Source organism: Devosia sp. P2_G7 (genome assembly GCF_056403495.1).
Genome location: NZ_JBFUFI010000005.1, coordinates 323,873 through 342,500 on the forward strand (window position 1 = coordinate 323,873; position 18,628 = coordinate 342,500).

At 63.7% G+C, this 18,628-nt stretch carries 18 protein-coding genes and 1 rRNA gene (1 of these 19 only partly in view); 8 read left to right on the forward strand and 11 right to left on the reverse strand.

The features are described 5' to 3' along the window. Nucleotides 1–65 precede the first annotated feature (65 nt). The 3 genes from AC1DWU_RS11150 (at nt 66) to AC1DWU_RS11160 (ending at nt 2,433) form a co-directional block, all read left to right on the forward strand. Nucleotides 66–1,103: an aldo/keto reductase gene (locus AC1DWU_RS11150; protein ID WP_477150043.1), complete on the forward strand. Its 1,038-nt coding sequence runs from the start codon at nt 66–68 to the stop codon at nt 1,101–1,103. A 363-nt stretch (nt 1,104–1,466) separates the two neighbouring features. After that, on the forward strand, nt 1,467–1,679 hold the full coding sequence (locus AC1DWU_RS11155) for a hypothetical protein (protein WP_477150044.1): 213 nt from the start codon (nt 1,467–1,469) through the stop codon (nt 1,677–1,679). A 67-nt stretch (nt 1,680–1,746) separates the two neighbouring features. Beyond that, nucleotides 1,747–2,433 (forward strand): DUF599 domain-containing protein, encoded by a 687-nt coding sequence (locus tag AC1DWU_RS11160; RefSeq protein WP_477150045.1) that lies wholly within the window; start codon nt 1,747–1,749, stop codon nt 2,431–2,433. Between the two features lie 13 nt (nt 2,434–2,446). Here AC1DWU_RS11160 and AC1DWU_RS11165 read toward each other — a convergent pair whose 3' ends face one another. The 3 genes from AC1DWU_RS11165 to AC1DWU_RS11175 all read right to left on the reverse strand — a co-directional run bounded on the left by AC1DWU_RS11165 (nt 2,447) and on the right by AC1DWU_RS11175 (nt 5,765). After that, nucleotides 2,447–3,454, reverse strand: coding sequence for an MraY family glycosyltransferase (locus tag AC1DWU_RS11165; RefSeq protein WP_477150046.1), 1,008 nt, complete (start codon nt 3,452–3,454; stop codon nt 2,447–2,449). A 164-nt stretch (nt 3,455–3,618) separates the two neighbouring features. Further along, entirely contained in the window at nt 3,619–4,914 is a 1,296-nt protein-coding gene (locus AC1DWU_RS11170) for an SEL1-like repeat protein (RefSeq protein WP_477150047.1), read from the reverse strand. Next, entirely contained in the window at nt 4,911–5,765 is an 855-nt protein-coding gene (locus tag AC1DWU_RS11175; protein ID WP_477150048.1) for an alpha/beta hydrolase, read from the reverse strand. The genes AC1DWU_RS11170 and AC1DWU_RS11175 overlap by 4 nt, the downstream gene beginning before the upstream one ends. A 54-nt stretch (nt 5,766–5,819) precedes the next feature. Here AC1DWU_RS11175 and AC1DWU_RS11180 point away from each other — a divergent pair, with 54 nt between their 5' ends. The 3 genes from AC1DWU_RS11180 (at nt 5,820) to AC1DWU_RS11190 (ending at nt 7,205) form a co-directional block, all read left to right on the forward strand. After that, nucleotides 5,820–6,224, forward strand: coding sequence for a (2Fe-2S)-binding protein (locus AC1DWU_RS11180; RefSeq protein WP_477150049.1), 405 nt, complete (start codon nt 5,820–5,822; stop codon nt 6,222–6,224). Then, nucleotides 6,190–6,675 carry a bacterioferritin gene (gene bfr, locus AC1DWU_RS11185; RefSeq protein WP_055046419.1) on the forward strand — a complete coding sequence of 162 codons (486 nt, stop codon included), beginning with the start codon at nt 6,190–6,192 and terminating at the stop codon, nt 6,673–6,675. The genes AC1DWU_RS11180 and bfr overlap by 35 nt, the downstream gene beginning before the upstream one ends. A 125-nt stretch (nt 6,676–6,800) precedes the next feature. Next, nucleotides 6,801–7,205 (forward strand): VOC family protein, encoded by a 405-nt coding sequence (locus AC1DWU_RS11190; RefSeq protein WP_477150050.1) that lies wholly within the window; start codon nt 6,801–6,803, stop codon nt 7,203–7,205. Nucleotides 7,206–7,301: 96 nt separating this feature from the next. Here the strand turns inward: AC1DWU_RS11190 and AC1DWU_RS11195 are convergent, their stop codons facing one another. Both AC1DWU_RS11195 and AC1DWU_RS11200 read right to left on the reverse strand, forming a co-directional pair. After that, nucleotides 7,302–9,035, reverse strand: coding sequence for a tetratricopeptide repeat protein (locus AC1DWU_RS11195; RefSeq protein ID WP_477150051.1), 1,734 nt, complete (start codon nt 9,033–9,035; stop codon nt 7,302–7,304). A gap of 80 nt (nt 9,036–9,115) precedes the next feature. Next, complete coding sequence (locus AC1DWU_RS11200; protein ID WP_477150052.1) at nt 9,116–10,096, reverse strand: aldo/keto reductase; 981 nt, start codon at nt 10,094–10,096, stop codon at nt 9,116–9,118. A 138-nt stretch (nt 10,097–10,234) separates the two neighbouring features. On the opposite strand from AC1DWU_RS11200, the gene AC1DWU_RS11205 reads away from it, so the two are divergent. After that, the gene (locus tag AC1DWU_RS11205; protein ID WP_477150053.1) at nt 10,235–11,080 is read left to right on the forward strand and encodes a hypothetical protein; all 846 of its coding nucleotides are present in this window, start codon (nt 10,235–10,237) and stop codon (nt 11,078–11,080) included. Nucleotides 11,081–11,094: 14 nt separating this feature from the next. Here AC1DWU_RS11205 and AC1DWU_RS11210 read toward each other — a convergent pair whose 3' ends face one another. The 5 genes from AC1DWU_RS11210 to AC1DWU_RS11230 form a co-directional block, all read right to left on the reverse strand. After that, nucleotides 11,095–12,099, reverse strand: coding sequence for an alpha/beta hydrolase (locus AC1DWU_RS11210; protein ID WP_477150054.1), 1,005 nt, complete (start codon nt 12,097–12,099; stop codon nt 11,095–11,097). A 78-nt stretch (nt 12,100–12,177) separates the two neighbouring features. Further along, nucleotides 12,178–12,657 carry a DsrE family protein gene (locus AC1DWU_RS11215; RefSeq protein ID WP_477150055.1) on the reverse strand — a complete coding sequence of 160 codons (480 nt, stop codon included), beginning with the start codon at nt 12,655–12,657 and terminating at the stop codon, nt 12,178–12,180. Beyond that, entirely contained in the window at nt 12,626–13,192 is a 567-nt protein-coding gene (locus tag AC1DWU_RS11220; protein WP_477150056.1) for a hypothetical protein, read from the reverse strand. Before AC1DWU_RS11220 ends, AC1DWU_RS11215 begins: the two co-directional genes overlap by 32 nt. A gap of 58 nt (nt 13,193–13,250) precedes the next feature. Beyond that, nucleotides 13,251–14,012: an ABC transporter permease gene (locus AC1DWU_RS11225; protein ID WP_477150057.1), complete on the reverse strand. Its 762-nt coding sequence runs from the start codon at nt 14,010–14,012 to the stop codon at nt 13,251–13,253. Continuing rightward, nucleotides 14,009–14,938 (reverse strand): ABC transporter ATP-binding protein, encoded by a 930-nt coding sequence (locus AC1DWU_RS11230; protein WP_477150058.1) that lies wholly within the window; start codon nt 14,936–14,938, stop codon nt 14,009–14,011. Before AC1DWU_RS11230 ends, AC1DWU_RS11225 begins: the two co-directional genes overlap by 4 nt. A gap of 169 nt (nt 14,939–15,107) precedes the next feature. Here AC1DWU_RS11230 and AC1DWU_RS11235 point away from each other — a divergent pair, with 169 nt between their 5' ends. Further along, nucleotides 15,108–16,112: an ATP-dependent DNA ligase gene (locus tag AC1DWU_RS11235; protein WP_477150059.1), complete on the forward strand. Its 1,005-nt coding sequence runs from the start codon at nt 15,108–15,110 to the stop codon at nt 16,110–16,112. 215 nt (nt 16,113–16,327) lie between these two features. Here the strand turns inward: AC1DWU_RS11235 and AC1DWU_RS11240 are convergent. Beyond that, a 23S ribosomal RNA gene (locus AC1DWU_RS11240) occupies nt 16,328–18,628 on the reverse strand; it runs 427 nt beyond the window's last position.

Consider the following 18,628-nt stretch of genomic DNA (forward strand, 5'->3'; position numbering starts at 1 on the left):
TCGGAGGGATTGTCTCAGCCGGTATCGCCACTTAGGGTGCGCGCCGCATTCGAGGGGCTTTTCCGATGAAGATGAAGACACTTGGCCGCACCGACATCTCGGTGTCCGAAATCTGCTTGGGCACCATGACCTGGGGCAAGCAGAACACCGAGGCCGAGGGCCACGCGCAGATGGATTACGCCATCGAGCACGGCATCAACTTCTTCGACACCGCCGAAATGTACGCCGTGCCCCCCGATGCCTCGACCTACGGCAAGACCGAGGAGATCATCGGCACCTGGTTCAAGAAGACTGGCAAGCGCGACCAGATCGTCCTCGCCAGCAAGGTCGCCGGCGGCGGCCGCCCATGGGTGCGCAACGGTCGCGGCATCGATGGCCCGAGCGTGCGCGAAGCGGTAGAAGGCAGCCTCAGGCGCCTGCAGACCGACCGCATCGACCTCTACCAGATCCACTGGCCGCGCCGCGGGCACTACCACTTCGAGGGCTCGTGGGACTACAACCCCTATCTCCAGGACAAACAGAGCGTGCTGCCCAACATGCTCGAGGTCCTGCAGGTGATGGGCGAGCTGGTGCGCGAGGGCAAGATCCTCCATTTCGGCCTCTCCAACGAGAGCGCCTGGGGCACCATGCAATACCTGAAGCTGTCGATGGAGCTCGGCCTGCCGCGGGTGCAAACCATTCAGAACGAATACAATTTCCTGCGCCGCTACTACGACATGGACCTGGCGGAACTGGCCTTCCACGAGGATGTCGGGCTGCTCGCGTATTCGCCGCTGGCGGCGGGCGCCATCTCCGGCAAGTACCTCGGCGGCGTGCTGCCGGCGGGGACGCGCGGCGCTATTGCCGGCTCCGCCTACCGCAACAACCAGTACACCGAGCCGGCGATCCGGGCTTACATCGCGCTCGCCGAAAAGCACGGGCTCGACGTCAACCAGATGGCCATCGCCTTCTGCTTGACCAAGCCGTTCATGACCTCGGTGATCATCGGCGCCACCACCATGGACCAGCTAAAGGTCAACATAGCTGCCGCAGATATCGAGCTGTCCGAGGCTGTGATGAACGAAATCCAACAGATATTCATGCGCTACGCGCGCACCTTGTAGAGCGCGTGTCGACAGGCCGGTGCGAGCCGACCCCCACCCCCTGTCCCCTCCCCCTAAGAATGGGGAGGGAGACGAAACGCCGGCATCAGTGTGAGGGTCTCCCTCCCCCTTGCGGGGAGGGGACAGGGGTGGGAGTCCACTACCACCGGCCGCGCCGCCCTATTTTACCTGCCCCAACCCCCACGCAAATCGCTTCCCCCTCACGCCCGCGATTTGGCATCTCAATTCTCGACCAATCCGATAGTCTTTGTCATTCTACTTCGCATACGCCGGGGGTCTCCTCCTCCCTTCTCCTGGCGGGCAATGCGGCCCTGCCGCCTCCCCCTGTGGGCGGCGGGGTCGACCAAAACGAGGAGTGATGACGTGCTGCACTTTGTCGGAATCCTGACCCCGCGCGACGACCTGCCGCCGGGCGACGATCGCCAGAAGCCGTTCTTCGGTCCTGAATGGCGCCTGACCCGCACCGAGCGCGATGCCGCGGTCCTGGATGGCAAGTGGCCGCTGCCCAGCGACGCGCCAGCGGACCGCAACGAAGGCATGCGCTTCGTTTCGATGCTGTCTCCGCCGTTCATCTGAGCCAGTCGCCAACGGCGTCGGTGGCGCTATAAAGGAGTACCCGAATCTCCGAGGGCTCCGGCGCGCCATGACGCTGTTTGCGACACTTTTTCCGCTCTTTTGCTGGTTCGCCTACAACTATGGCGTCCCGCTGCTGGAGCGCCACCGCCCCTCGCTATCGGTGATCATGTCGATGCAGCGCCGCCGCTGGGTGGCGAACGCGGTAAAGCGCGACACCCCGCTCGATGCCATCCTCGCCGGCAACCTGATGGGTTCGGTGAGCTTTCTCGCCTCCACTTCGGTGCTGCTGGTGCTGGCGGTGTTCACCGCCTTCGGCAACCTGACGGCGCTCACCGACACGCTGTCGACCGTCGGCCTCAAGGCCAGCTACAGCACGCAGGACGTGCAGATCCACCTGTTCGCGACGCTCGCCATATTCGTGCTGAGCTTTTTCGCCTTCACCCTGGCGCTGCGCCAATTCAACCACTTCTGCATCCTGCTCGGCGCCATCGAGCATTCCGAGCACGTCGCCCGCGACGAGATCGACGGCATCGCCCAGCTCAACACGCTCGCGGCCAAGAACTTCAACAACGGCATTCGTGCCTACTACTTCGCCGTGCCGATGGTCGCCTGGTTCGCCAACGAGTGGCTTGCCGTTGCCGCCAGCGTCGTGACGGTCGGCTTCCTCATCCACCGCGAGTTCTTCTCCACCGCCCACCGCGTGGCGGCGTCCATCGCCGTGCTGGCGAGCCGGCGCGAGAAGGAACACAGCTGACGAGCCGACCGCGCTAGCGCACCTTGAGCAACACAGCGTAGAGGATCGCCGAGACGATCAGGTGGGCGATGACGAAGCGCACCAGCACCTGCGACCCGGTCCAGCCGACTTCCTTGCGAAAATGATCGTGCAGCGGAAACCGCACGCGCCCGAACACCAGCACCTTGAAGAACCGCTTCAGCGCGACCTTGGCGATACCGGTCGAACCGTTGGCAAGGATGACGAACCCGACGACCACGATGAGCAGCACATTGTGGCTCGCACAGACCAAAACGCCGATCAGCAGGCCCAGGGGGCGTGACCCCGCATCCCCCATCAGCACACTGCTCGGCGGGGCGTTGTGCCAGAGGTAACCGGCAACGCACCCCACCATGATGAAGGCGAGGCTCGCCCACAGGCCGGCGCGCGGATCGAACGGGATCAGCAGGTATTCAGCGGTCGCCTTGTCCCCGACCACGCCGTAGAGGAGGAACGCCAGGAACACGAGGGAGACCACGCTCAGGCTGCCTGACAGGCCGTCGACGCCGTCGCTGCAGTTCGTCGCGTTGATCGATATCCAGATCGTGCCCGTGAAAATCACGAAGACTGCAAACGGCGGCAGCACGAAGGACCCGCTGATGAGGGGCAGCCAGAGCGCCAGGGACCCCTCCGCGTTCAGCAGCAGCCACGCCGATAGCCCGGCAACCAGCATATCGAGAAAGGCCAGCCGGTATTCCGACAGGCCGCCTGTGGCGTCGTCCACCAGCCCGATGACCGAGGCGAGCAGCATGACGCCGACGAACAGCAGCACATCGAGCCGCCACGGAACGAACAGGAACACCGCGAGCGCGAACACTGCGACGAAGAACAGGCCGGCCCCCATGGGCTTGCCGACGCTCTTGTCGGCATCGACCGCAAACGCGCGGCCGCGATCCTTTGGCAAGAGGTGCGCAACGCGCGGGATGCCCAGCACCGTAATGAAGAATGCCAGGCACGCCCCGGAGGCGATCAGCAGCATGTCCGACCGGAGCAACCGAAACACACCGATCGCCGGCGACAAGACGTCTGATATCCAGGGGAACAACAACCGACTCCAGCGTGATGCAGCACGGACACTGCACGAGCGCTCCCTTTGCCGCAACGGCTCGGGGCACCCCAGTTGGACCCACTCTCAACGAGCGGGGACGAACGGCTAGGCAGCCTTGGCTAGTTGTCGATCTTGCTCTTGGGATAGGTCTTCACTGTGGGCGTCTCGGTCGGCGCCTGTAGCGCCGCTTCCAGGCGCCGGTGATTGTCCGCCCCCGGCTGATACCCGAGTTCGGCCGCCTGCTGGTAGAGCTCCAGCGCCCTCGTGGTATCCAGCGTCACCCCGAGCCCATTCTCGTAGAGATGGCCGAGATTGTTGAGCCCCACCGGGTTGTACTGGTCGGCCGCCTGTTGCGTGAAGCTCAGCGCCTTGCCGTAGTCGAGCACGCCACCATGGCCATCGAGATACATCAGCCCCAGGTTGGCCGCCGCGTCCGCATTGCCGTTCTGCGCGGCCTGGCGGTAGTACTGCCGCGCCAGGGCGGCATCCTGCGCTACGCCCACGCCGTCTTCGTAGAGCAGCGCCAGGTTGAACTGCGCCTGCGCGATCCCCTGGTCGGCCGCCCGCTGGTACAGCGCCACTGCGCCCTCGAGGTCGGGCTTGGTGCCATAGCCATTCTGCTTGAGATAGCCCAGCGCATTGATGGCCAGGGAGTAGTTCTGGTCGGCCGAAGCCTGGTAGAGCGCTACCGCCCGCTCGTAATCCGCCTCACCCAGCGCCCCGGTCTCCTGGAGCTTGCCCAGATTGAACTGCGCGCGGGCATCGCCGCGATCGGCAGCCCGCTGATACCAGGCGGAAGCGGCGACCAGGTCGCGATCGAGCCCCAGCCCGTCGGCATACATCGAACCGAGATTGGCCATGGCGCGCGGCAAGCCCTGCTCGGCGGCGCGACGATACCAGCGCGCCGCCTCGGCATAGTCCTGCGCAACGCCCTCGCCGTAATCATAGGAGAGCCCCAAGCTGTCCTCGGCCGGGGCGAAACCGGCATCAGCGGCAAGCTTCAACAGCTCGGCGCCGCGGGTCATGTCCTGCTCGATCCCCTGCCCGACGATCAGGATGTCACCGAACAAGGTCTGGGCCAGCGGATTGCCGGCAGTCGCCGCCGGCTCGAGATAGGTTACGGCCTGCACGGAGTCGCCGGATGCGTCATAGGCCCGGCCGAGCCAGGCCTTCAGCGGCGCCGATTCCGGAGCTTCGGCCAGCGCGGCGGTACAGGCTCCGATCGCTGCCGCCGTATCGATGGCGCTGCTGTCCATCCCCGTTTCGGCATAGCCCGTCTCGTACTGGCTCGCCGCCTTGGCAGCACAGGCATCGAACAACTCGGTGGCGAACGCCGGGGCCATGCCGGGCCCGAGCGCCAGCACGGCGCCGCCCACCAGAGCTCGTTGCAGCAAACTCAACCGCAGCCCACTCATCGCGTCACTCCCTGCTCACCCGCACCGATCATAGCGTTGCCGTCCCGTCGCGCCAGCCGCAATGTGCGCTCGAGGAAACCTGCGACCTCTCCGGCGAGGCTGGACCGGCGGGTGAGGAGGCTCCCCAGTTCCAGCAAGGTCGAAGGGTGGGTGAAACGCGGATAGTGCCGCTCCACCACCATCACGCCGTGCTCGCGCAGCCGCCGCGCCAGCGCCACCGTATTGTGCGGACCCACGACGGTGTCGCCGTCGGCGCTACCCAGGAACATCGGCGCCGCCGCCCCGGTGACGAGGTTCACCGGCTGCGTCTTCAGCTGGTCGGCAGCCCCGCTGAAGGTGCGAATGGCGATCGGCACGTCGAACGGGTGGAAGTCATAGGGACCGGACAGTCCGACTACTGAGCGGATCGCGCCGGCCACCCCATAGGCGGGCTCCAGCGCCAGCATCACGGCGTTATACGCACCGGCCGAGTGCCCCAGCAGCGCCAGCCGCTTCTCATTCCCGCCGAATTCGGCAGCGTGTTCGAGCGTCCAGCGCACTGCTGCCGCGCAGTCCTCGAGAAACACCGGATACTCCACCTCCGGCAGCACCCGATAGTCCGGCACCACCACCAGATAGCCGAGCGCTGCAAGCCATCGCGCGGCGAAGGCGAAATCGCGCCGGTCACCCTCGTTCCAGGCGCCCCCGTATATGAACACCACCACCGGCACCGGTCCTGCGGCAGCTACCGGCCCATAGATATCGAGCCGCTGCTTGGGCCTGTCACCATAGGCAAGACCGGCGGCGAGACGGCGCGACCGGCGATCCTTCGGGCTGGCGAAGTTGAGGAGGCCGACGAGAGAGAACGACATGCAAGAGACCCTACGAGTGCCCGAACAGATACGCACGGGGACGGCGATGGTTTCGTGATTCACGCTGCGGCATTATCTGACATTGACAATCAGGTTTCGGCGGCGCTCTATGCCGCCCGACCCTCACAGCCGACGCCCTTTCTGCCCATGCTTGTCTGCCAGTGCAACGTGATCACCGACAGGGAGATCAAGCAGATCATCATCGGGCTGTTGCGTGAGGATCCCTGGCAGATCATCGTTCCGGCAATGGTTTATCGGGAGCTCCAGAAGCGCTGCAAATGCGCCGGCTGCGTTCCGAATGTGGTGGACATTATCATCACGGTAACGGAAGAGTACCACCTCCAATTGGCCGAAAAATCCGCCGAGGCACCTCCTGTGCACGCGCGGCTTTCGGCCATGCGTCGCAAGCGCCAAGGAGGTCGGAATGAAAGGCGAAGCACAGGTCATCGAGCGGCTTAACGAGGCTCTGTTCCTCGAACTCGGGGCCGTGAACCAGTATTGGGTGCACTTTCGCATCTTGTCCGACTGGGGCTACACCAAGCTCGCTGCCAAGGAACGTGCCGAGTCCATCGAAGAGATGCACCACGCCGACAAGCTGATCGAGCGCATCATCTTCCTCGAAGGCCACCCCAACCTGCAGCGCGTCGCGCCGCTCCGCATCGGCCAGACCATCAAGGAAGTGCTCGAGTGCGATCTCGCCGGCGAGTATGACGCCCGCAAGGCCTACAAGGCCTCGCGCGAGCTCTGCGAGTCGTTGGGCGACTACGTGTCGAAGAACCTGTTTGAAGAGCTGCTCGCCGACGAGGAAGGCCACATCGACTTCCTCGAGAGCCAGTTGCAGCTGCTCAACTCGATCGGCGTCGAGAAGTACGGCCAGCTCAATTCCGACAGCGCCGACAAGGCCGAGTAAGGTTTCTGTCGCTGACATTTTCGAGCCGGCCGTCCCACCAGGCGGCCGGCTTTTCATTTGGCCCGTGATTGACACGTCGTTCTCGTTATGTTCACTTTCGCGCCTCAGTGAGTAAGGAGGCCTGAATGCAGTTCCACGCCGGACGCTTGATCGATCACGTGCACATCAACGTCGCCGACCTCGACAAGGCGGCGACCTTCTATTCCGCCGTGCTCGAAGCCCTCGAACTGCCGCCCGGCAACCGCTCGTCCTACGCCTTCCAGGCCGACGAGCTCTATATCAGCCAGCCCGGCCCCGGGCAGCACATCTCCAAAGTCCACCTCGCCTTCCAGGCGCGCGACGAAGCGATGGTAAAGCGGTTCTACGAAGCCGCGCTGAAGGCCGGCGGAACCGACAATGGTGGCCCGGGCGAGCGGAAATACCACCCCGGCTATTACGCCGCCTTCGACCCCGACGGCAACAACATCGAAGCCGTCATCCACGGCAAGGAAAAGCGCTCAGCCCCCTCGGTCATCCGCGAGCCGGTGTAGCACCGCCCCGCGCGGTGATCCTCCCCCGCGTGGCGGGGGAGGGGAGAGAGACCCTCATCCGCCCCGCGGCGACGGCCCTTGGCCTCTAGGAGGGCGCTAGCTCTTCGGCCCAGCGCGACCAGTGCCATATTGCGGCTCTGTCTGGCCCCGCTGGAGATCGGCCAACCGGTCGGTTGCCGCCTGCATGTCATGCTTGGCAGCCGCCCGGTACCACTTCGCCGCCAGCGTCGCATCGACCGGGACGCCGCGCCCGTTCTGGTAGGCGACGCCCAGCCCGAACTCGGCCGGCGGAAAGTCGCGCGCTGCCCCAGTCCGATAAAGCGCCACGGCCCGGGCCGGATCCTCGTCCACCCCGTGGCCCCACAGCAGCAGGTCGGCGAGCAGCACCATGCCTGGCGTCCAGTCGCCCAGGGTCGCCGCCTCGAGCAGTGGCGCTGCTTCCGACTGCCGGCCGGCTGCTATCAGCGCCCGTGCGTACCAGGCCTTGTTCTCGAGCGAGTTGCCATCGAGACCTATCGCCTTGTCGCAGGTGGTGACCGCGGTCTCGGCATCGATCTGCTCGATCGGCTTGCCGCTACTCTCGAACCCGGCTTCGTAGGGCGACGCCGCGATCAGCCCGCAGGCCTGCTCGGCCCGCACTTCTGCGGCCCGGCTCTCGCCATAGCTGTTGCCCTGCGCCGCCGCCTGGTCGAACAGCTCGATGGCGCGCGCGAAGTCGCGCGGCACGCCGAGCCCGTCGGCATAGATGCTGCCAAGCGTCGTCTGTCCGTAGCTTGCTCCGGCCTCGGCCGCCTGCGCGGCGTAGATCAGCGCCTGCCCGTAATCGAGCGGAACGCCCTCGCCGTAGAGATAAGCCTGCGCGAGACCCACCGTGCCGCCGATTTCGCCCTGGTCGTGAGCGAACGAATAGAGCCCGAAGGCGCGGTCGAAATCCCGCTCGACGCCGCGACCGGTGCTGTACAGCTGCGCCAGGTTGGCGCTGGCCAGCGGATAGCCCTGATCGGCTGCCATCTGGTAGTAGCGCGCCGCCTCGGCCGCGTCCTCGGTAACCCCGAGCCCGGAATCGTAGAGGTAGCCCAAGTCGTTCTGCGCGTAGGAATCGCCCAGGTCGGAGCCGAGCCGGAACTGCTCGGCCGCCTTGACGTAATCGATCTCCACCCCCTGCCCGAACTCATAGAGCTGCCCGAGGCCATAGATGCCGATGACGTCGTTCTTCGCGGCGGCGATCTCGTACCAGTGTTTCGCCTGCTCATAGTCGAGCGGAACGCCCGAGCCGCCGTGATAGAGGTAGCCGAGATTGCCCGCGGCCCGCGGCTCGCCCTGATCGGCGGCACGCTTGTACCAGTCGGCGGCCAGCACATCGTCCTCGTCGATCCCGCGCCCGAGGTCATAGGCATAGCCGAGGCTGAGCTGCGCCGGCGCGAACCCTGCCTCCGCCGCCGGCCGTGTCACTTCGACGGCGCGCGCATAATCGTCCCTGCTGCCATCGCCCAGATCGCCGAACAGCACATCGCCCAACAGCTGCCGCGCCAGCGGACTGTCGGCGGCAACCGCCTCCTCGAGCAGCGGCAGCGCCGCGTCTGTCTCGCCATTGGCCAACAGCGCTCGCGCCAGCCATGCCTTGTTGGCGATCGCATCCGGCGTCGCCTTCACTGCTTCCTCGCAGGCCGGAATAGCGATGGCGGTATCGATCTGGCTGAGCTCGCGTCCGAACCCCGCGTAGCCGGCTTCAAACTGCGATGCCGCCGCCATGCCACAGATCGATGCGGTCGCCCCATCCTTCGCCAACACGCTCGCCGGCAGCAGGATCGCGGCCAAACCGACGATCACCGGCAGAAGTCCATGGCCTACGGACAGACTTTTGCTGTGCTTTGTCACGACCAAACCCTGCTCTTCTACCCCGACGCAACCTAGCGGAAGCTCTGCGCCCCCGTCGAGTGATACGGCGCCTCGAGCCGCGCCACCTCGTCGGCACTGAGCCCCACATCGAGCGCCGCCACCGCATCTTCGAGCTGCGAAAGCTTGGTCACCCCGACGATCGGGGCGCTAACCGGTTGTTTTTGCAGCACCCAGGCGAGCGCCACTTGCGCCATCTTCACCCCGCGCGCTTTGGCGATCTCGCCAACCACCGCGTTGATCGCCTGGTTCGCCGCTTCGTCCCGCAAATACAAGGTCTTACCGTAGATGTCGGTCTCCATCCGCTCCGTGCTCTCCCCCCACGGCCGCGCCAACCGCCCGCGCGCCAAGGGAGACCACGGGATAACCCCGATCCCCTGGTCGATGCAAAGCGGCAGCATCTCCCGCTCCTCCTCCCGCTCGATCAGGTTGAGCTGGTCCTGCATTGAAACGAACCGGGCCCAGCCATGCTGGTCCGACATCATCAGCATCTTCAAAAACTGCCACGCCGCCATCGACGAAGCCCCGATATAGCGGGCCTTCCCTGCCCGCACCACGTCGTTAAGTGCTTCCAGCGTCTCCTCAATCGGCGTTGCCGGATCGAACCGGTGGATCTGGTAGAGATCGACGTAGTCGGTGCCGAGCCGGCGCAGTGAGTTGTCGATCTCGGCCATGATCGCCTTGCGGCTGAGGCCGTGGCCGTTCGGCCCCTTGCGCATCTCGCCATGCACCTTGGTGGCGATCACCAGCTCGTCGCGCGGCGCCAGTTCGAGCAGCACCTTGCCCACGATCTCCTCGCTCGAACCGAGCGAATAGACATTGGCCGTATCGTAGAAATTGATCCCGGCCTCCCACGCCGCACGCAGGATCGGACGGCTCTGCGCCTCGTCGAGCGTCCACTCGTGCGAGCCCTGCTTGGGGTTGCCGAACGACATGCAGCCCAGGCAAATCCGGCTGACTTCGAGGCCGCTGTGGCCCAGGCGCGTGTACTGCATGGCAAGCACTCCATTGTTTGTGCTGGAGTTTAGCAGCGGCGGGGCGCGCCGGGGCAAGTTCTGTGCGGAAATCGTGCGCCGCCTTGGCGATAACGGCACCGCTGCGCTAGGCTGGCAGCATCAAGGAGGGCCCGTGAGATGCTGATCCGATCGCTCGCGATGGTGGCCCTGTTGTTGGCGCCGATCGCTGCGCCGTTCGCCGTCGCCGCTCCCGTCCAGGCGCAAAGCCAGCAACTCGCCGTTGCCGAGTTGATGCGCGCGACGGCACTCGACGTGGTGTTCACCCAGTTCGGCGCCGCCATTGCCGCCTCGGCGCGAACCGAAGAGATCTCCAGCGACGAGATTTTCCTCAAGCACTGGGAAGCGACGGCGAATGCCGTGTTCGACGCCGGCGACCTGCATAGCCGCCTGGCCAAGGCGCTCGAGGGCAAATTCTCCGCCGACGAGCAGTCAGTGCTGGGAGAGTTCTTCCACTCCGAGTTCGGCCAGCGCATGACGACGCTGGAGCGCTCGGCGGCGCTGCTGGAGCCGGCGGCGCAGGTCGCGGCGATTGCCACGGGGCAGCAGCTGGTGGCCGCCGCCTCGGTGATCCGGCAGACCCAGATCGACGCGCTGATGGAGCTGGTCTCGGCCGAAATCTCGGCTGCGATGGTCGGCCAGTCGGTGCGGGCGCTGCTGCTCGGGCTTTCGGTGTCGCACCAGCAGGGCGATATCGCGGTGCCGTGGCAGGAGATCGACACGCAGGTCGAGGCGATGATGCCGGGCCTGCTTGCCGATGTCGGTCGCACCCAGCGGGCCATGATGGCCTACGCCTATCGCGATCTAAGCGACGCCGACCTCGACACCTACATCGCTTTCCTCCGCACCCCGGCGGCGCAGAAGTTCTACGCCGTCGCGGCCTATGCGGTGGGCCGCATCATCGCCGACGGCATGTCGGCCTTCGGCGAGGCGTTTGCCGCGCGGATGCAGAGCGTCAACGTCTGACGCGCCAAGCGTGACTACTCGTTGCGTCGGCCGCCATCGATCGGCGCCAGCACGTCATCCATCTTCTTGATGACCTCGGTCATCTCGGTCTCCGGCGGATCGGGCGTGAACACCGGACGCGGCGTACCGGATGGGAAGGCGCCAAAGGTCTGGAAGAACTCGACCACGTCGTTCAGCACCGGCATGCGGAACCGCATCATGGCGCCGAGCGCGATGACCGGCTCGAGATGGCCGAAGCCCTGGTAGTACTTCTCGGTGACCCAGACACCTTGGTCGCGCAGCTTCTTGGCCAGCGCCTCGGAATTCTGCACTCGGACGATCGGGTCGCTGGTGCCGCTGGCGAGCAGCATCGGCGGTGCGTCGGCGGTGACGAGGTTCACCGGCTGGGTGCCCTCGGCGCTCGGCGCCGGGCCAAAGGTGTCGCGCACCTGGTCATACTCGAATGGGTAGAAATTGTACGGCCCGGAAATGCCGGCAATGGCCCGGATCGGCATGGTCACGTCGTACTCACGACGGAATGAGGAATCGAGCCCGAGCATCACCGCATTGTAGGCTCCGGCCGAGTGACCGGCGAGAAAGAAGCGCTTCGGATCGCCGTCATAGAGAGCGATGTTGTCCTGGATCCAGCGCATCGCCTGCGCATTGTCCTCGAGGAATTCCGGGTACTTCACTTCCGGCCACAGCCGGTAGTCGGCGATGACGGTGACGAAGCCCGCCGCAGCCAGCGCCCGCCCCGCGAACTCGTACTCGAACTTGTCGCCGGCCCGCCAGCTGCCGCCATAGATGAACATCACCACCGGCGCGGTGCCTTCGATTTTGTCCGGCACGTAGATGTCGAGTTTCTTCCGCTGCCCGTCGGCATAGGGAACATCGGCGACCTTCTTCACGCCCTGATCCATCGCCTCGGCGATGTTGAAGGGCGAAAAGATCGTCACCTGCGCCAGCGTCGGCAGCACCGAGGCGACAAGCAGCGACAAAGCGAGGGCGAACCGCAGGGCGGTGCTGAAAATCCTGGTCATTCGGGGGCCTGGTCAGTTCCGGAGTCGTGCCGTCCTGATGGCGGAGGAACCTGAAGATTTTGTGACCAGTTCTAGCGATCAGGGCCTCAGATAGGCATAGCCGTCGGCCTGCAGCTGTGCGAGGCGGGTAACGCCGCCCTGATCGACACGGACAAAGCCCGGCAACAGGTCGGAAAGCTCCAGCTTCTGCGCTTCGAGTGTATTGCCGCAGGCCTCGAGCCCCACGCCCTGCCCGGCGGCTTTCGAGAGCTTGCGGGTGAGATCGGGATTTGCCGTGGACTGCCGGAACGCGTTGAGCGCCGGTCCGTGCACCACGAGCACGATGCTCACCTTGTCCGGCCCGCCCATCCCCTCGATGTGGTTGGCGATATTGCCGAGGACGAACGCCACCTTGTCCATGTCGCTGAGGTGATAGGCGACACGCGGCACGGTCGGAGCGGCGGCCCGCGCTTCGCCGTTGAATACCGCGGCGCCCGCAGCAGCCGCGGCGACGAGGCGCGCAACGAGGCCGCGCCGGCTGACCGGCTCATTGGGCAGCGAGGAGGGCTTTGCCGGCATCATCGTACTCCAGCGGCAGGCAATTCTTGAGATCGGTCCGATAGAGCCAGAACACCTTGTCGTCGGTGCCGAAGGCCGCCTCGGCCGGCGGCTCGTCTTCCGATTCCGGATCCCAGGTGCGGGCGCCATAGGGAATCTCGACGGCAATCGAGTCCTTGTCGCGCAGCTTCACGTCGATCTGGCCACCATCGCAGTCGATGCCGCAGCCGAGCAGCTTGTTGCCCTCTTCGTCGAGCCCGCACGAGCCGGACACCTGGAACTGCTCGTCGACGCCGCGGAAGTTGACCCCTATCGACAGCACGTACTGCCGCCCGTAATCGGCATCCTCGGTGCTGTCGACCAGCAGCGTCATCGCGGTGACGTTCTGCGCGTCGTGCTGGCTCAGGTGCTTGGCGTCGTACTGGCGGGAGAAGCAGGCGAACACCCGATCCTTCCCCGGATCGCGGCCGAACAGCATCTCATCGTTCTGCGCCCCGGCGGCGAAAGCCGGACCGGATACGAGAACCAGGCTCAGGGCGAGACAGATGGTGCGCATGATCGACCTCCGCTCGCGAGGCTAATCCTCCGGCGATGAACCGGCAATGAAAGCCGCGCTACGACTTCAGCCGATACCCGGTGCGGAACATCCAGCTGACGATGGCAAGGCAGATGGCGAGGAAGCCGAGCGTCGCCGCGACGCTGACGGAAATGTCGACGTCGGCGATGCCGTAGAAGGCCCAGCGGAAGCCACTGATCAGGTAGACCACCGGATTGAACAGCGACACCGCCTGCCAGAACGGCGGCAGGACGCTCAGCGAATAGAAGGTGCCGCCGAGGAAGGTCAGCGGTGTGATGATCAGCAGCGGCACCGTCTGCAGCTGCTCCATCCCCTTGGCCCAGATGCCGATGATGAAGCCGACAAGGCTGAAGGTGACGGCGGTGAGCACCAGGAAGGCGATCATCCAGAACGGGTGATCGATGCGGATCGGCACGAAGAACCAGGCCGTCGCCAGCACCAGCACGCCGAGGATGATCGACTTGGTGGCCGCCGCGCCGACATAGCCGACCACCGTTTCGAACGACGACACCGGCGCCGAGAGCAGCTCGTAGATGGTGCCGAGGAATTTTGGGAAGTAGATGCCGAAGGAGCCGTTGGCCACCGACTGGGTCAGGATCATCAGCATGATCAGGCCCGGCAGGATAAACGCGCCGTAGCTCACCCCCTCGATCTCGGTGATGCGCGAGCCGATGGCGGCGCCGAACACCACGAAATAGAGCGAGGTCGAGATCACAGGCGAGATCAGCGACTGCAGCGGCGTGCGGAAGGTGCGCGCCATCTCGAACTTGTAGATGGCCTTGATCGCCTCGAAATTCATGACGCGTCCCTCACCAGGCTGACGAAGATGTCTTCGAGCGAACTCTCCCGCGTCTGCAGGTCTCGGAACCGCACCCCGGAGCTGCCGAGATCGGCGAGCAGCCCGCTGATGCCGCTCCGCTCGCCCTGCGCGTCATAGGTGTAGACGAGGCTCTCGCCGTCGGCGGCGAGCTCGAGCGCGTAGGGCTTCAGCGCCTCCGGCAGAGCGTCGAGCTTCTCCTGCAGCGTCAGGGTCAGCTGCTTCTTGCCGAGCTTGCGCATCAGCTCGGCCTTCTCCTCGACCAGCACCAGCTCGCCATGCTGGATGATGCCGATGCGGTCGGCCATTTCCTCAGCTTCGGCGATGTAATGCGTGGTGAGGATGATGGTGGTACCGGCGGCACGGAGGCGCCGGATCATCGCCCACATGTCCTTCCTGAGCTCGACATCGACACCGGCGGTCGGCTCGTCGAGGAACAGCACCTCAGGCTCGTGGCTCAGCGCCTTGGCGATCATCACCCGGCGCTTCATGCCGCCGGACAACTGCATGATCTTGCTGTCCTTCTTGTCCCACAGGCTGAGGTCGCGCAGCACCTTTTCGACGTGCGCCGGGTTCGGCTTCTTGCCGAACAGCCCGCGCGAGTGGCTGACCGTGGCCCAAACCGTCTCGAAGGCGTCCGTGGTGAGCTCCTGCGGCACGAGACCGATCATCTTTCGGCTCTCGCGATAGTCGCGGACGATATCGTGGCCGCCGACCGTCACCGTGCCGGCGGACGGCGTGACGATGCCGCAGACGATGGAAATGAGCGTGGTCTTGCCCGCCCCGTTCGGCCCGAGGAGCGCCAGGATCTCGCCGCGCTCGATTTCGAGGCTGACCGATTTCAGCGCCTCGAAGCCCGTCGCATAAGTCTTCGACAGGTCGGCAATGGAAATGACTGCGTCCGGCATGCTCGCTCCCCCGAAGCTGCGAGCTACAGATATGGGACAGACCGCCCCCGCGTTCAACGAACTGTGAGGTAACTTCGTACTGCCCGGATGGGCAGGGGCGAACTCCCCCGGGAGGACCCGAGACAGCTGGCGGATCGTCGGTTAGCTTTGGGAGGCGAAGGAGAGCGAGATGTCCGCTACCGGCAACGCACCTGCTGAGATCCCGCTTGCGCCGATGGAGGCGCGCGCGGTGGATGAACTGCCCAGCGATGCGGGCTGGCAATTCGAGCCCAAATGGGACGGTTTTCGATGCATCGCAGTCAAACAGGGTGGCGCCGTCGCCTTGTTCGCCAAGTCTGGCAAGCCGCTGGGCCGGTACTTTCCCGACATAGTAGCGCTGCTCGAAGGGCTACCGGTGGATGACTTCGTGCTTGATGGCGAACTGACCATCCCCGTGGACGGCCAGCTGAGTTTCGATGCCCTGCAGATGCGGCTTCATCCCGCGGCCAGCCGCGTCCAGAAGCTCGCTACCGAACATCCCGCCGTCTACGTCCTCTTCGATCTGCTGCTGGCGCCGGGCGCAAAGCCGCTTGCCTCGCTGCCGCTGACGGACCGCCGTCAGGCTCTCGAGAGCTTCTTCGCCGGCGTTGAGCAGCAGGGCATCAAGCTTTCGCCCAGGACCACGGATCGAGAGGAAGCTGAACGCTGGCTTTCCGTCTCCGGCGGCGACGTCGACGGGGTGATCGCCAAGCGCCTCGATGCCCCCTATGCCGCGGGCGAGCGGGATATGCTGAAGATCAAGCGCATTCGCACTGCCGACTGCGTGGTCGGTGGCTTCCGCTACGGCACCGGCAGCAAGCTGGTCGGTTCGCTCCTGCTTGGGCTCTACGATGACGCCGGCAAGCTGAACCATGTCGGTTTCACCTCGGCCCTGGCTGCGGAGGATAAGCGGCAACTGACGGATCGGCTCGAGGCGCTGCGCGGCGGCAGTGGTTTCACGGGCCGTTCGCCTGGCGGACCGAGCCGCTGGTCGACGGAGCGGACGGAGCACTATGAAGCGTTGCGGCCTGAGCTTGTTGTTGAGGTTTCGTACGACCACGTGAGCGGGGAGCGGTTTCGTCACGGGACGCGGCTGTTGCGGTGGCGTCCGGACAAGCGTGCGGAGCAGTGCCGGCTGGATCAGCTTGGTGGCTAGCTGACAAAGCAAAACCCCGCCGGCTTTCGCGGGCGGGGTTTTGTTGTTCTAGTCGTTGAGAGAACGCATGTTTTTGGCAGACCTGGCAGCGACCTACTCTCCCAAGTCTTGAGACTTAGTACCATCGGCGCAAAGGGGTTTAACGTTTTTTGATCTTGGGTGCCGATCAGTTCGTTCCAGCCACAAGTAACACTTGCGGGCATGGATTAATGAGAACGATCAAGCCAATCGAGCTATTAGTACTGGTCAGCTTCACACCTCGCGGCGCTTCCACATCCAGCCTATCAACGTGGTGGTCTTCCACGGCTCTCAAGGGAATGCTCGTTTTGAAGGAGGCTTCCTGCTTAGATGCTTTCAGCAGTTATCCCGTCCGAATATAGCTACCCTGCAATGCCGCTGGCGCGACAACAGGTCCACCAGAGATTCGTCCAACCCGGTCCTCTCGTACTAGGGTCAGCTCTTCTCAACATTCCTACACCCACGGCAGATAGGGACCGAACTGTCTCACGACGTTCTGAACCCAGCTCACGTACCACTTTAAATGGCGAACAGCCATACCCTTGGGACCTGCTCCAGCCCCAGGATGTGATGAGCCGACATCGAGGTGCCAAACACTGCCGTCGATATGGACTCTTGGGCAGTATCAGCCTGTTATCCCCAGAGTACCTTTTATTCGTTGAGCGATGGCCCTTCCACGCGGGACCACCGGATCACTATGACCGACTTTCGTCTCTGCTCGACTTGTCAGTCTCGCAGTCAGGCAGGCTTATGCCATTGCACTCAGCGGACGATTTCCGACCGTCCTGAGCCCACCATCGCGCGCCTCCGTTACTCTTTGGGAGGCGACCGCCCCAGTCAAACTACCCACCATGCGCTGTCCCGGATGCTGTTACATCGCGGTTAGACACCTATGACGATAAGGGTGGTATCTCATCTTGCGGCTCCACCGAGACTGGCGTCCCGGCTTCAAAGCCTACCACCTATCCTGCACATGCCGACACAAGTGCCAGCGCAAAGCTATAGTAAAGGTTCATGGGGTCTTTCCGTCTGACCGCAGGAACCCCGCATCTTCACGGGGAATTCAATTTCGCTGAGTCTATGCTGGAGACAGTGGGGAAGTCGTTACGCCATTCGTGCAGGTCGGAACTTACCCGACAAGGAATTTCGCTACCTTAGGACCGTTATAGTTACGGCCGCCGTTTACCGGGGCTTCATTTCAAAGCTTGCACCTCTCCATTTAACCTTCCGGCACCGGGCAGGCGTCAGACCCTATACGTCGTATTGCTACTTCGCAGAGCCCTGTGTTTTTGATAAACAGTCGCTACCCCCTTTTTTGTGCCACTTCTACCCGGTTGCCCGAATAGAAGTCACGCTTATCCCGAAGTTACGCGTGCAATTTGCCGAGTTCCTTCAGCATAGTTCTCTCAAGCGCCTTGGTATGCTCTACCTGTCCACCTGTGTCGGTTTAGGGTACGGTCTATGTTGGTGGAGCTATTTCCTGGAACCGGCTCATCGCACCCCCAATCCAATAAGGGGATACGAACCCGCGCGATCCGTCACTACCACCAGGCCCACGAATATTAACGTGGTTCCCATCGTCTACGCATATCTGCCTCGACTTAGGGGCCGGCTAACCCTGCGCTGATTAGCATTGCGCAGGAACCCTTGGACTTACGGCGAGAGGGTCTCTCACCCTCTTTATCGCTACTCATGTCATCATTCGCACTTCCGATACCTCCAGGATCTCTCACGAGTATCCCTTCGCAGGCTTACGGAACGCTCCGCTACCGCTTGCACAAAGTGCAAACCCTAAGCTTCGGTGCATGGTTTGAGCCCCGTTACATCTTCGCCGCAGGAACGCTTGACCAGTGAGCTGTTACGCTATCTTTAAAGGATGGCTGCTTCTAAGCCAACCTCCTGGTTGTCTAAGCATTCCCACATGCTTTCCCACTTAACCATGACTTGGGGACCTTAGCTGTAGGTCAGGGTTGTTTCCCTCTTGACGATGGACGTTAGCACCCACCGTCTGTCTCCCAGATAGTACTCTTGGGTATTCGGAGTTTGGTTAGGTTTGGTAAGTCGGTGAGACCCCCTAGCCCATCCAGTGCTCTACCCCCCAAGGTATTCGTCTGAGGCGATACCTAAATATCTTTCGCGGAGAACCAGCTATTTCCGAGTTTGATTGGCCTTTCACCCCTAGCCACACGTCATCCCCGTAATTTTCAACTTACGTGGGTTCGGCCCTCCAGTAAGTGTTACCTTACCTTCAGCCTGCACATGGCTAGATCACTCGGGTTCGGGTCTAATCCAACTAACTTCACGCCCTATTCAGACTCGCTTTCGCTGCGCCTACACCTAACGGCTTAAGCTTGCTAGTTAGACTAAGTCGATGACCCATTATACAAGAGGTACGCCGTCACCCAGAACGCGTCTTGGGCTCCGACTGTTTGTATGCATCCAGTTTCAGGAACTATTTCACTCCCCTCGTCGGGGTGCTTTTCACCTTTCCCTCACGG

Excerpts from the sequence above, each read along its gene's own strand:
- AC1DWU_RS11150 (WP_477150043.1), top strand. The coding sequence starts at position 66 with ATGAAGATGAAGACACTTGGCCGCACCGACATCTCGGTGTCCGAAATC.
- bfr (WP_055046419.1), top strand. The coding sequence starts at position 6,190 with ATGAAAGGCGAAGCACAGGTCATCGAGCGGCTTAACGAGGCTCTGTTC.
- AC1DWU_RS11190 (WP_477150050.1), top strand. The coding sequence starts at position 6,801 with ATGCAGTTCCACGCCGGACGCTTGATCGATCACGTGCACATCAACGTC.
- AC1DWU_RS11170 (WP_477150047.1), bottom strand. The coding sequence starts at position 4,914 with ATGAGTGGGCTGCGGTTGAGTTTGCTGCAACGAGCTCTGGTGGGCGGC.
- AC1DWU_RS11160 (WP_477150045.1), top strand. The coding sequence starts at position 1,747 with ATGACGCTGTTTGCGACACTTTTTCCGCTCTTTTGCTGGTTCGCCTAC.
- AC1DWU_RS11200 (WP_477150052.1), bottom strand. The coding sequence starts at position 10,096 with ATGCAGTACACGCGCCTGGGCCACAGCGGCCTCGAAGTCAGCCGGATT.
- AC1DWU_RS11175 (WP_477150048.1), bottom strand. The coding sequence starts at position 5,765 with ATGTCGTTCTCTCTCGTCGGCCTCCTCAACTTCGCCAGCCCGAAGGAT.
- AC1DWU_RS11220 (WP_477150056.1), bottom strand. The coding sequence starts at position 13,192 with ATGCGCACCATCTGTCTCGCCCTGAGCCTGGTTCTCGTATCCGGTCCG.
- AC1DWU_RS11215 (WP_477150055.1), bottom strand. The coding sequence starts at position 12,657 with ATGCCGGCAAAGCCCTCCTCGCTGCCCAATGAGCCGGTCAGCCGGCGC.
- AC1DWU_RS11205 (WP_477150053.1), top strand. The coding sequence starts at position 10,235 with ATGCTGATCCGATCGCTCGCGATGGTGGCCCTGTTGTTGGCGCCGATC.
- AC1DWU_RS11230 (WP_477150058.1), bottom strand. The coding sequence starts at position 14,938 with ATGCCGGACGCAGTCATTTCCATTGCCGACCTGTCGAAGACTTATGCG.
- AC1DWU_RS11235 (WP_477150059.1), top strand. The coding sequence starts at position 15,108 with ATGTCCGCTACCGGCAACGCACCTGCTGAGATCCCGCTTGCGCCGATG.
- AC1DWU_RS11225 (WP_477150057.1), bottom strand. The coding sequence starts at position 14,012 with ATGAATTTCGAGGCGATCAAGGCCATCTACAAGTTCGAGATGGCGCGC.
- AC1DWU_RS11210 (WP_477150054.1), bottom strand. The coding sequence starts at position 12,099 with ATGACCAGGATTTTCAGCACCGCCCTGCGGTTCGCCCTCGCTTTGTCG.